An 11,576-nucleotide genomic window follows, 5' to 3' on the forward strand; every position below is an offset into this window, starting at 1 on the left:
CAGCTTACTCGATGACGACGAGGGGCTCGCCGTACTCTACCGGGCTGCCGTCTTCGACCAGGATTTCGACAACCTTGCCCGAACGCGGGGCCGGGATCTGGTTCATCGTCTTCATCGCTTCGATGATCAGGAGGGTCTGGCCTTCCTTGACGGTCGCGCCGACTTCAACGAAGGCGCGGGCGCCCGGAGCCGGCGAAAGATAGACGGTGCCGACCATCGGCGCGGTCAGGGCCTTGGACAGGTCGCGGGCCGCGGCAACCGGGGCTGCGGCAGCGGCGGCCGGTGCAGCAGCAACCGGCTGTGCATAGGCCTGCATCTGCGGCATCATCACCTGCGTGCCGTTGCGCGAAACGCGGATGCGCAGCGCGTCCTGCTCGACTTCAATCTCGGTCAGATCCGTTTCGTTGAGGATGTTCGCCAGATCACGGATCAGCGCCTGATCGATACCCGATTTCTTCTCAGCCATGGATGATGTCCTGTATTCTTGTTATTGCGTGATGTTTTTCAGCGCCTGCAGCGCCAGGATGTAACTTAAGGGGCCAAAACCGCAGATAACCCCTTTGACGGCGGGCGCTATCATCGATTTGTGGCGGAATTCCTCGCGTGCATGCACGTTCGAGATATGCACTTCGATCACCGGCACGGAGATGGCGCGGATCGCGTCATGCAGGCCCACGGACGTATGCGTATAGGCGCCCGCATTGAAGGCCACGCCGCCAGCCTTTTCGCCGGCCTCGTGCAGCCAGTCGATCAGCACGCCTTCATGGTTCGACTGGCGGAAATCAACCTCTAGCCCGAGTTCCAGGCCGGCTGCCTTGCAGTCCGCCTCGATATCGGCGAGCGTCTTGCCGCCATAGATCCCCGGTTCCCGCTTGCCGAGGGCATTCAGGTTGGGGCCATTCAGAACAAAAATGGTCTTTGTCATCTACAGTTCCGTCGGTTTTCAACCGCCTCCTATAGACCGCGCGGCCTTGCAGGGAAAGCCCTTTGCCACAATAGCGAAGGACCTTCCCCGGAAAATGCCACTAGGGTTAAGGCGGGAACGGCTGTCGCCGGGCCGAGCCGATCGAGCGTCAGCAGGTGGCCTTGCCGCAGGAGCGCATATTGGCAACCTTGGCTTCCAGCGCCTCGGAGCCGACAGCACCGAACACGGCCTCGTTTCCGAGGATATAGGATGGCGTTCCGGTGATGCCGAGACTGGTGGCCAGCTGATAGGCCTCCTGCACCGAAGCCTCGTTCGGGCTGTCCTTCATCTTCGCCCGCAGGGCCTCTTCGGTCAGGCCAAGGCCGACCGCGATCGCAATGGCGCTCTCTTCCGAGGCGCGGCCTTCCGACGTCATCATCGCATGGAAGAAGTCCGGATAGGTCTCCGGCGAAAGCTTGCGCACCGCGTCGGATACCTTGTGCGCGGCGACCGATTCCGGACCGAGGATCGGGAATTCCTTCAGCACGAAACGGATGTTCTTGTCCTTCTCCAGGAGCGCGCTCATGTCGTCATGCGCGCGGCGGCAATAGCCGCAATTGTAGTCGAAGAACTCGACCAGCGTCACGTCGCCCTTCGGATTGCCGATGGCGATGTCATGTTCCGAGGAGAACAGCGCATCCTTGTGGTCGGCGACGGCGGAGGAAGCCTTTTTCAGCCGTGCCTCTTCCTGCTTCTTCTGCAGCGCATCCTGCACGTCGAGCATGATCTCCGGATTTTCGATCAGGTATTCGCGGACGAATTCGCCGATTTCCTTCTTCTGCGTCTCGTCGAGCGCGTTGGCCGGGTTGGGCAGCATGGCCGGAAGGAGAACCAGTGCCGTGGCGGCGATCGTCTTGAAATTCAGAGCCATGTCTTTCCTCGTCTTGAATTCTGCCAGCAGGCAATCGGCCCAGGCGATATCGGGCGGTGGGCATGGGTAACCTAACCCTTGCCTCAGGCAAGCGAAATCGCAAAATCGCCGGCGCTTTGTCCCTCTCGCCATTGTGAAGGCCGCAGCTTTGCGGCAAATGTCAGGCGCATTTCGATGACAGGAGCGTCCATTCCGTGCTTTCCATTTCAAAACGCAGCGCAGTCGAGCCTTTTCATGCCATGGATATCCTCGCCGAGGCGACACGGCGTCGCCAGGCCGGCAAGCCGGTCATCTCCATGGCGGTCGGCCAGCCCGGCCATCCGGCACCCAGGGCTGCCCTGACCGCTGCCCAGGCGGCCCTGATCGAGGGCAGGATCGGCTATACGGATGCCTTGGGGCTCGGTGCATTGCGCCAGGGGCTGGCCGATGACTATCGCAACCGTCACGGCATCGATGTCGATGCCGGCCGTATCATGATCACCACCGGCTCGTCCGCCGGTTTCAATCTCGCCTTCCTGTCGCTCTTCGATGTCGGCGATGCGGTCGCCATTGCCCGCCCCGGCTATCCAGCCTATCGCAGCATCCTCTCGGCCCTGGGCCTCGTCGTTGTCGAAGTGCCGGTCAGCGCCGAGACGGGTTATACCCTGACGCCGGAAAGCCTGGAGCGGGCCCAATCGGCAGCGGGTCTGCGGCTGAAGGGGGTGCTGCTCGCCAGCCCCGCCAATCCGACCGGAACGGTGACCACGGCCGCCCAGCTCCGGGCCGTCTATGATTATTGCGAGAGCCACGCGATCACGCTGATTTCCGACGAGATCTATCATGGCCTGACCTATGGCGCCGAGGAGGCCTCAGCCCTCACGATCGGTACCCAAGCCGTGGTGATCAACTCCTTCTCCAAGTATTATTGCATGACCGGCTGGCGGATCGGCTGGATGGTGCTGCCGGAAGAGCTTGTGCGGCCGATCGAATGCCTTGCCCAGAGCCTCTACATCTCCGCGCCCGAACTGTCGCAGATCGCCGCGATTGCCGCCTTGGGTGCAACCGAGGAACTGGAGCACTACAAGGAAAGCTGCCGCGCCAATCGCGACTTCCTCATGCGCCGGTTGCCGGAACTCGGCCTGCCGCTGCTGTCGCCGATGGATGGCGCCTTCTATGCCTATGTCGATGCCACCCGCTACACCAATGACAGCATGGCCTTTGCCAGACGCATGCTGGCCGAGATCGATGTCGCGACGACGCCGGGCATGGATTTCGATCCGGTCGACGGGCATCTGGCGCTGCGGCTGTCTTATGCGGGCACCATGGCGGAGATGGTCGAGGCGACGGATCGCCTCGCTGCGTGGCTTGGTTGAGTATTTAGGCAATGAGCGAAAAAGATTCTGCATCAGGGACTTCGGCCCATTTGCGGAATCAGTTTACCAATGTGTTGAATCAAGATCTGAGGAAGACTTCCAGCAAGCCATCCTCGCGGAAAGGAGCAGGCTGTTGTTTCAGCATCTCGTCGCGCGACCGTTGATCGTCGCGCCGGAAATTCTGACCGAACGGACGCGGATGCGCGCACATCGGGTTGAGGATTTCGCAGCGATGACCGCCATGTGGGCCGAGGAGGCGGTTGTGCGCTTCATCCTCGGCAGACCGTCCGCACCGTCTGAGACCTGGTCGAGACTGCTGCGCTACATGGGCCACTGGCAAGCCCTCGGCTTTGGCTACTGGGCCGTCGAGGACCGGGAAACCGGGGAATATCTGGGTGACACCGGTTTTGCCGATTATCAGCGTGAAATCAGCCCGCCGCTGGGCAATGTGCCCGAAGCCGGATGGGCGCTGGTGTCCAGCGCCCATGGCAAGGGTCTGGCCACGGAAATCGTCAAAGCGGCGCACCATTGGGCCGATCGGAATTTCCTCGGCGAACACACGGTCGCGATCTTCGATCCGACGCATGAGGGCTCTGTTCGGGTGGCCGAAAAATGCGGATATGTCCGCAGTCACGACGCAATCTTCCTCGAGAAGCCGACGCTGGTCATGCAGCGTACCCGTCACGCCTGACGGCCCACGAACGCTGTATCGACGACATAAAAAAGGCCCCGAGACGGGGCCTTTTTCAGTCTTGATTGTCAGCTGCGGCTCAGAAGAAACCACGCTTCTGCCACCAGCCACCCTTCTTGGGCTTGGCCGCTTCGCCATTCTCGTCGGACGTCTTGACCGACGTGATGACGGGCTCGGACGATGTGACGTTCGACTCGCGGTTGGCACGAGCAGGTTTGCTATCCTCGACGACAGTCTCCTCGGAGACAAGGTCGGCAGCCGGCGTCTCAGTCGGCGCGGCGATCGGCGCAGCAGCAGGTTCAACGACTTCGGCAACAACCGGCGCCGCGACTTCGGCAGCAATCGTTTCGGCAACCACGGCCGCCGCAGCGGCTTCAGTCATAGCCGGCTCGACCGTCTCTGGCGTCACCTTGGCCTTGCGGGTCCGGCGCGCTTTCGGGGCAGGGGCCGCAGGGGCCTCTTCCGTCGCATCGACGGCCGCCATCGACGGAGAGATTTCGACGACGCGTTCGTCAGCCGCTTCCTCAGCGGTTTCGGTCACGCCGTCAGTCTCTTCGGCGTCGTCGCCTTCTTCGCCATTTTCATCGCCGGCCTCGAGCGAGCCTTCTTCGCCCGGACGGTTGCGACGGCCACCGCGCTTGCCGCGACGGCGGCGCTTGCGCTTCTGGGCGTCGTCACCATTGGCATCGGCGTCTGCAGCAACAGCTTCGCTGCCGCCTTCGGCAGCGTCGTCGTCACCCTCGTCGCCTTCGTCCTCGTCACCCTCGTCTTCCATGCCGGAAGCCTGGGTGCCGTTGGTTTCGCCATTCTGGCCGTTCTTGCCGCGACGGCGACGACGGCGCTTGCGCTTGCGATTGCCCTGTTCATCGCCATTGGCCGATGCGTCGGCTTGCGGAGCCGCAGCGGTTGCAGCTGCAACCGGTGCAGCCACGACTTCTTCGTCATCTTCATCCTCGGGCTCCGGAACGTACTCGTCTTCTTCCGGTTCCGGCAGCAGCGACAGCAGGCTTTCGATCTTCACCGGGTTCGGCACGGCTTCGCCACGTTCGATGGTGAAGTGGTGCGTCCCGCTGTGATCGGTATGATCGGCTTCCACGACGATCGAAACGCCGAAGCGCTGTTCGTAGTCGACGATGGTGCCGCGCTTCTGGTTGAGCAGGTAAAGAGCCGTTTCCGGCGTCGTATGCACGATGATGTCGTGTGTCGTGCTCTTCAGCAGGAATTCCTCGATGCCGCGCAGGACATGCAGGGCCACCGACGACTGCGACCGGATCAGGCCGGTGCCCGAGCAATGCGGGCAAACCTGGGTGGTCGATTCCAGCACGCTGGCGCGGATACGCTGGCGCGACATTTCGAGCAGGCCGAAATGCGAGATGCGGCCGACCTGGATGCGGGCGCGGTCGTTCTTCAGGCAATCCTTCAGCTTCTTCTCGACAGAGCGGTTGTTCCGCTTTTCTTCCATGTCGATGAAGTCGATGACGATCAGGCCGGCAAGGTCGCGCAGGCGCAGCTGGCGGGCGACTTCTTCGGCGGCCTCCAGATTGGTCTGCAGCGCGGTGTCTTCGATCGAATATTCGCGGGTCGAGCGACCCGAGTTCACGTCAATCGAAACCAGCGCCTCGGTCTGGTTGATAATGATGTAGCCGCCGGATTTCAGCGTCACCTGCGGCTGCAGCATGCGGTCGAGCTGCGCTTCGATGCCGGAGCGGGCAAAGATCGGATGCAGGTCGCGGTAAGGCTGAACCACCTTGGCGTGGCTCGGCATCAGCATCTTCATGAAGTCTTTCGCTTCGCGATAGCCTTCTTCGCCGGACACGACGATTTCGCTGATGTCCTTGTTGTAGAGGTCGCGGATCGAGCGCTTGATCAGCGAGCCTTCTTCATAGACGAGGCAGGGGGCGGTCGACGCAAGCGTGAGCGTGCGGACGTTTTCCCACAGACGCATCAGATATTCGAAGTCGCGCTTGATCTCGACCTTGGTGCGGTTGGCGCCGGCCGTGCGCAGGATCACGCCCATGCCCTGCGGCACTTCGAGACCACGTGCGATTTCCTTCAGGCGCTTGCGGTCGGCCGGATTGGTGATCTTGCGGGAAATGCCACCGCCACGTGCCGTGTTTGGCATCAGGACCGAATAACGTCCGGCCAGCGACAGATAGGTGGTGAGTGCCGCGCCCTTGTTGCCGCGTTCTTCCTTGGAAACCTGAACCAGCAGGATCTGCCGGCGCTTGATCACTTCCTGGATGCGGTACAACTTGCGCGGCTTGCGCTGAATGCGGTCCGGAACCTCTTCCATCGCGTCTTCGGCGCCAACGGATTCGATCTCTTCCTTTTCTTCGATGTGATCGTCGTCATCATCATCACCGTCGTCATCGCGGCCACGGCGACGTCCGGCTTCTTCGGAAATCTCATCCATTTCGACCATGGCGGCGATTGTGCCGCCCGAAGCATCGTCGTCACCTGCGGTGTCGTCGGAAGCTGCGGCTTCCTCGCCGGCAGCCGCCTTCTTGGCGCGCGGCTTGCGAACGCGCTTCGGCTTGGCCTTTGGCGCCTCTTCAGCAACCTCGGCCTCTGCTTCAACGGTCGCGACTTCGGTTTCGGTAACGGTTTCGACCGCCTCGAAATTGCTTTCGGTCGCCGCAAATTCTTCGTTGGAGGGAATGCCGATGTCGGGCTGATCCTGGTATGCCGGATCGGCGCTCACGGGCTGATCCAAAGGCTCGTCGCCTTCGACGTCATTTTCCTTGCGATGCTCTTCGGCTTCGGCGCGAAGCAGAGCCTGACGATCCGCAAGCGGGATCTGGTAGTAGTCGGGGTGGATTTCGGCAAAGGCCAGGAAGCCGTGGCGGTTGCCGCCGTAGTCGACAAAAGCGGCCTGCAGCGAAGGTTCGACCCTCGTTACTTTTGCCAGATAGATGTTGCCTCGAATTTGTTTCTTGTGCTGGGATTCAAAATCGAATTCTTCAATGCGGTTACCGCGTACGACGACAACGCGCGTCTCTTCTTCGTGAGACGCGTCGATAAGCATTTTGTCTGCCATTTAAGCTGTGCTCCTCGGCGCCCTCGGTCGGTGGTCCATCCGCGCGCTGAACTGGGAAGCGGCTGGAACCAAGCGGACTGTGCGCCGGATATGAATGTGGACGCACGGAGGACCGGGTTTGCAACATCCGAACGGGCTTCGGGTGATCTGTCGATCCCGGTCCGTTCGTGGTTATGTCAACCTGCTGCAAAGACATCAAAAACCGTACGTCAACGACAATGATATGGACCCCTCGGGATCCGATGGATGCTCATTCAAGAGCTTTTGGTGGGGGAGCCACCGATGTTTGCCGGCCGTGCCGGCGGTGTTAAACCAGTTTCAGAAAAAAATGCGGAGACGGCAGATGAACGTCCGGCTAAACAGGCGCCAATTCCATTGTCAGAGGTTGGCAGCCGTGGCGGAATTTCTATCCCGTTTGCACTTTTTCCCTCACGTGACTTGTATGTTTTCTGTGTCACAATAGCAAGAGCAAACGAATTTATGCCATAATGGCAGTCAATTAGATGGTTTCGCTCGTGTGCTGCGATTCCCGGTCCAAACTGGCTGTATATTCGTATTTTCTGTCGTGAATTCATCGCGAATGACGGGCTGCCGGCGGGCTTTGGTGCAAAATTGAGCTGCGCCTGATCTGTGACGGGTATCACGCGCGGCGGCAACCAATCTGGGGAACAGGCTTGATTTCAGCAATTGTGCAATCGGCGGTGGGTAAGGTCAGGCGTTCCAGCCGAATCGCGAGCGTTATATTGATGTGTGGTGCCGCGCTCGGAGCAGGGGCTTCTGGCGCTTGCGCGGTGTCTGCCCAGCCACCTTCCGAACTCATGGTGGCCTATGCCGCCCGCGTCGCCGGCGATGACGCGCGCACCCGCGTCGTGCTTGATTTCGACACGCGTCCCACCTTCCAGGCCCGCTATATTTCCAATCCCGATCGCATCGTGGTTGATCTGCCGGCGACTGCCTTTGCGTTTGCGGAGAGCGACCTGAAGGCGACCGGCCTGTTCAGTGACATTCGCTATGGCTCCATGGATGCAAATTCCGCCCGCATCGTCCTCACTGCCCAGCGTCCGGCCAAGCTCGTCTCTGCCCAGGTGCTTGCCAATGACGATGGCAAGGGGTTCCGGCTTGTACTGGACGCCGAACTGATCCCGCAGCAGGATTTCGATCAGTTGGTCAAGGAGCAGGCCTGGGGTTCGGAACCGCAGCCGATGACGATCGCGGCGGACAGTGCTGCAGCCGTCGGCTCCGTACCGGATGAATATGTCATTGCAATCGATGCCGGCCACGGTGGGATCGACGCCGGCGCGGCCGGCGCAACCACAAAGACGTCCGAAAAGGACATCACGCTCGCCTTCGCCCGAATCCTGCTGGAGAAACTGAAAAAGGAACCGGGCATTCACGCCGTGATGACGCGCGAGAATGATGAGTTTCTGTCGCTCTCGCAACGCGTCGTGCTGGCGCGGCAAAAGGGTGCCGAGCTGCTGATCTCGTTGCATGCCGACACCTTGCGCCAGGGCGACATTCGCGGGGCGACCGTCTACACCATATCCGACAAGGCCTCCGACCATATGGCGGCGCAACTGGCCGAGCGTGAGAACTTTTCCGATGCCATCGGTGGTGTCGCCCTGTCCGACGAACCGTCGGAAGTCAGCGATATTCTGCTCGACCTGACGCGGCGCGAGACGCAGGCATTTTCGATCTCCATGGCGCAAGCGGTCGTCAGTTCCTTTGAGGGTCAGATCGGGCTGATCAACAATCCGCATCGTTATGCAGGTTTCAGAGTGCTGCAGGCCCATGATGTACCGTCGATCCTGCTGGAACTCGGCTTTCTGTCCAACAAGGAGGACGAGAAACTGTTGCTCGATCCGGTCTGGCGCGACAAGGTTGCCGGCTTGATGGTTGATGCGATCCGGCGCTATCGGGCACCGGTTCTGGCCAATGGCGGGTGAGGGTCTGGCTGTGGACGTCGGTGCGGACCATGACGAAGTCTCGCCAACGGCCCTATTTTCCTCACATTCCCGCAGTTACTCGAAATCGAAGGCGCATCTGGTCCGATCGGCGAATCGCCCAGCCCGCGCAGGAGCCTCGCATGTCTTGCCAAGCATCGCTCGACGTGCAAAACGCCACGGGGTGTGCGAAGCTTTTCGCGGCGCGCCGAACCCGAAGCAAGAGCCGGTAGCGAAAACATGATCAGACTGATTGGATATCTCTTCGGATTGGCATCCGTGCTGGCCCTTATTGTGGCCGGCGGCGTTGCCATTTATCTGAACGGGATGACCAAGGACCTTCCCAATTACGAGGTTCTGGCGAGCTACGCACCGCCGGTCACGACACGCATCCATGCCGGCAACGGCGCACTGATGGCGGAATACGCGCGCGAACGCCGCCTCTTCCTGCCGATCCAGGCGATCCCCGACCGCGTCAAGGCGGCCTTCCTGTCGGCCGAAGACAAGAATTTCTACAACCATCCCGGTGTCGATATCTATGGTCTGGGACGCGCCATCCTGGTCAACCTGCAGAATTTCGGGTCCGGCCGCCGTCCCGTCGGCGCGTCGACCATCACCCAGCAGGTCGCCAAGAACTTCCTGCTTTCGTCCGACCAGACCATGGACCGCAAGATCAAGGAAGCGATCCTCTCCTTCCGCATCGAGCAGGCCTATTCGAAGGACAAGATCCTCGAGCTCTATCTCAACGAGATCTTCTTCGGTCTGAATGCCTATGGCATCGCCGGTGCCGCGCTCACCTATTTCGACAAGTCGGTCACCGAACTGACGATCGCCGAAACCGCCTATCTGGCAGCCCTGCCCAAGGGACCGAACAACTATCATCCGTTCCGCCGGGAAGCGGCCGCCATCGAGCGCCGCAACTGGGTTGTCGACCGCATGGTCGAAAACGGCTTTGTCACCCGCGAAGAAGGCGACGACGCCAAGAAGCAGCCGCTTGGCGTCAATCTGCGCCGTTCCGGTTCGTCTCTGTTTGCATCTGATTATTTCTCCGAGGAAGTGCGTCGCCAGATCATCGAACGGTTCGGTGACAAGTCGCTCTATGAAGGCGGCCTGTCGATCCGCACCTCGCTCGATCCGGAAATGCAGATCCAGGCGCGCAGGGCCTTGCAGTCGGCGCTCCTGACCTATGACCAGCGTCGCGGTTTCCGTGGGCCGATCAAGCAGATCCCGGTCGACACCGACTGGGGCGTGCCTTTGGCGGAAGTTCCAGGTCTCGCCGACGTTCCGGAATGGAAGATCGCGATCGTGCTCGATTCCTCGACCGACGGGGTCGACATCGGCCTCCAGCCGGCCAAGGAGGGCGGCGGCAAGGTTGTCGCAGAGCGTGTCCGTGGTCGGATCGAGCCGGAAGACATGGAATGGGCCTATCGTTCGGCCTCGGCGGATCGCAAGTCGGCAAAGTCGCCGCAGGGCGTGCTTTCGGTCGGTGACGTCGTTTATATCGAGCCGGTCGCCGGCGAGAGCAATCGCTACCGCCTGCGCCAGCCGCCGAAGGTCCAGGGTGGCCTCGTCGCCATGGATCCGCACACGGGCCGAGTTCTGGCTCTGGTCGGCGGCTTTTCCTATGCCCAGTCCGAGTTCAACCGCGCCACCCAGGCCATGCGCCAGCCCGGTTCGTCCTTCAAGCCCTTCGTCTATGCCGCGGCGCTGGACACCGGCTACACGCCGGCCTCGGTTATTCTCGACGCGCCGATCGAGTTTGTCTCGGGCGGCCAGGTCTGGCGCCCGCAGAACTACGGTGGCGGCTCGGCCGGTCCGCAGACGCTGCGCATGGGCATCGAGAAGTCGCGTAACCTGATGACGGTCCGCCTTGCCAATGACATGGGCATGAACCTTGTGGCCGAATATGCCGAGCGCTTCGGCGTCTATGACAAGATGAACCCGGTTCTGGCCATGTCGCTGGGCTCCGGCGAAACGACTGTCCTGCGCATGGTGTCGGCCTATGCCGTGTTCGCCAATGGCGGCAAGCAGATCAAGCCGACGCTGATCGACCGTATCCAGGACCGCCACGGCAAGACGATCTTCCGCCATGAGGATCGGATCTGCGAAGGTTGCAACGCAGACAGCTTTGCCGGCCAGCAGGAGCCGAACATCGTCGACAACCGCGAGCAGGTTCTCGATCCGATGACCGCCTACCAGATTACCTCGATGCTGGAAGGCGTCGTCAGCCGCGGGACCGCAGCCGGCAAGATCAAGCTCGACCGTCCGGTCGCTGGCAAGACCGGGACGTCGAACGATGAAAAGGACGCCTGGTTCGTTGGCTACACGCCGGACCTCGTGGCCGGTGTGTTCATCGGCTTTGACACGCCGGCCCCGCTTGGCCGGGGTTCGACCGGCGGATCGCTGGCGGCCCCGATCTTCAACGACTTCATGCAGGCCGCCGTAGCAGGCAAGCCGCCGGGCAAGTTCCTCGTGCCGGATGGCATGAGCGTCGTTGCGGTCAATCGCACCACCGGCATGTTTGCCCTGGAAGGCGAGCCGGACACGATCATGGAAGCCTTCAAGCCCGGCACCGGTCCGGCGGACACGCTCTCGGTCATCGGCATGGATGGCTATGTGCCTCCGGAAGAAATTCTCAAGGCTTCGCCGCAGGCAAACCAGGCCGTAACCTCGGGTTCCGGCGGCCTGTTCTGACCCATCATCCCTGGATGCTTGCGCCCG

At 61.4% G+C, this 11,576-nt stretch carries 9 protein-coding genes; 5 read left to right on the top strand and 4 right to left on the bottom strand.

The window, feature by feature from the left end; translation table 11 throughout:
- Nucleotides 1-4 precede the first annotated feature (4 nt).
- The 3 genes from accB to LQ231_RS10195 form a co-directional block, all read right to left on the bottom strand.
- Nucleotides 5-466 carry an acetyl-CoA carboxylase biotin carboxyl carrier protein gene (accB, locus tag LQ231_RS10185; RefSeq protein ID WP_230171256.1) on the bottom strand — a complete coding sequence of 154 codons (462 nt, stop codon included), beginning with the start codon at nt 464-466 and terminating at the stop codon, nt 5-7.
- A gap of 21 nt (nt 467-487) precedes the next feature.
- Nucleotides 488-925, bottom strand: coding sequence for a type II 3-dehydroquinate dehydratase (gene aroQ / locus LQ231_RS10190; RefSeq protein ID WP_230171257.1), 438 nt, complete (start codon nt 923-925; stop codon nt 488-490).
- Nucleotides 926-1,073: 148 nt separating this feature from the next.
- Complete coding sequence (locus LQ231_RS10195) at nt 1,074-1,835, bottom strand: DsbA family protein (RefSeq protein WP_230171258.1); 762 nt, start codon at nt 1,833-1,835, stop codon at nt 1,074-1,076.
- 194 nt (nt 1,836-2,029) lie between these two features.
- Here LQ231_RS10195 and LQ231_RS10200 point away from each other — a divergent pair, with 194 nt between their 5' ends.
- Together LQ231_RS10200 and LQ231_RS10205 are read left to right on the top strand one after the other, a co-directional pair.
- The gene (locus LQ231_RS10200; RefSeq protein ID WP_230171259.1) at nt 2,030-3,187 is read left to right on the top strand and encodes an aminotransferase class I/II-fold pyridoxal phosphate-dependent enzyme; all 1,158 of its coding nucleotides are present in this window, start codon (nt 2,030-2,032) and stop codon (nt 3,185-3,187) included.
- A 133-nt stretch (nt 3,188-3,320) separates the two neighbouring features.
- Complete coding sequence (locus tag LQ231_RS10205) at nt 3,321-3,878, top strand: GNAT family N-acetyltransferase (protein WP_230171260.1); 558 nt, start codon at nt 3,321-3,323, stop codon at nt 3,876-3,878.
- A 79-nt stretch (nt 3,879-3,957) separates the two neighbouring features.
- Here LQ231_RS10205 and LQ231_RS10210 read toward each other — a convergent pair whose 3' ends face one another.
- Nucleotides 3,958-6,915, bottom strand: a complete 2,958-nt coding sequence (locus LQ231_RS10210; protein ID WP_230171261.1) for a ribonuclease E/G — start codon at nt 6,913-6,915, stop codon at nt 3,958-3,960.
- Between the two features lie 246 nt (nt 6,916-7,161).
- On the opposite strand from LQ231_RS10210, the gene LQ231_RS10215 reads away from it, so the two are divergent.
- The 3 genes from LQ231_RS10215 (at nt 7,162) to LQ231_RS10225 (ending at nt 11,549) form a co-directional block, all read left to right on the top strand.
- Nucleotides 7,162-7,404: a hypothetical protein gene (locus LQ231_RS10215; RefSeq protein WP_162742597.1), complete on the top strand. Its 243-nt coding sequence runs from the start codon at nt 7,162-7,164 to the stop codon at nt 7,402-7,404.
- Nucleotides 7,405-7,661: 257 nt separating this feature from the next.
- Nucleotides 7,662-8,858 carry an N-acetylmuramoyl-L-alanine amidase gene (locus tag LQ231_RS10220; RefSeq protein ID WP_230173308.1) on the top strand — a complete coding sequence of 399 codons (1,197 nt, stop codon included), beginning with the start codon at nt 7,662-7,664 and terminating at the stop codon, nt 8,856-8,858.
- 237 nt (nt 8,859-9,095) lie between these two features.
- Nucleotides 9,096-11,549 carry a penicillin-binding protein 1A gene (locus tag LQ231_RS10225; protein ID WP_230171262.1) on the top strand — a complete coding sequence of 818 codons (2,454 nt, stop codon included), beginning with the start codon at nt 9,096-9,098 and terminating at the stop codon, nt 11,547-11,549.
- Nucleotides 11,550-11,576: the final 27 nt, after the last annotated feature.

The organism is Rhizobium sp. CECT 9324, assembly GCF_918741265.1.
Taxonomy (GTDB): Bacteria; Pseudomonadota; Alphaproteobacteria; order Rhizobiales; family Rhizobiaceae; genus Allorhizobium.

Coding starts and splice junctions, on each gene's coding strand:
- accB (WP_230171256.1), bottom strand. CDS start 466: ATGGCTGAGAAGAAATCGGGTATCGATCAGGCGCTGATCCGTGATCTG.
- aroQ (WP_230171257.1), bottom strand. CDS start 925: ATGACAAAGACCATTTTTGTTCTGAATGGCCCCAACCTGAATGCCCTC.
- LQ231_RS10195 (WP_230171258.1), bottom strand. CDS start 1,835: ATGGCTCTGAATTTCAAGACGATCGCCGCCACGGCACTGGTTCTCCTT.
- LQ231_RS10210 (WP_230171261.1), bottom strand. CDS start 6,915: ATGGCAGACAAAATGCTTATCGACGCGTCTCACGAAGAAGAGACGCGC.
- LQ231_RS10215 (WP_162742597.1), top strand. CDS start 7,162: ATGCTCATTCAAGAGCTTTTGGTGGGGGAGCCACCGATGTTTGCCGGC.
- LQ231_RS10220 (WP_230173308.1), top strand. CDS start 7,662: ATGTGTGGTGCCGCGCTCGGAGCAGGGGCTTCTGGCGCTTGCGCGGTG.
- LQ231_RS10225 (WP_230171262.1), top strand. CDS start 9,096: ATGATCAGACTGATTGGATATCTCTTCGGATTGGCATCCGTGCTGGCC.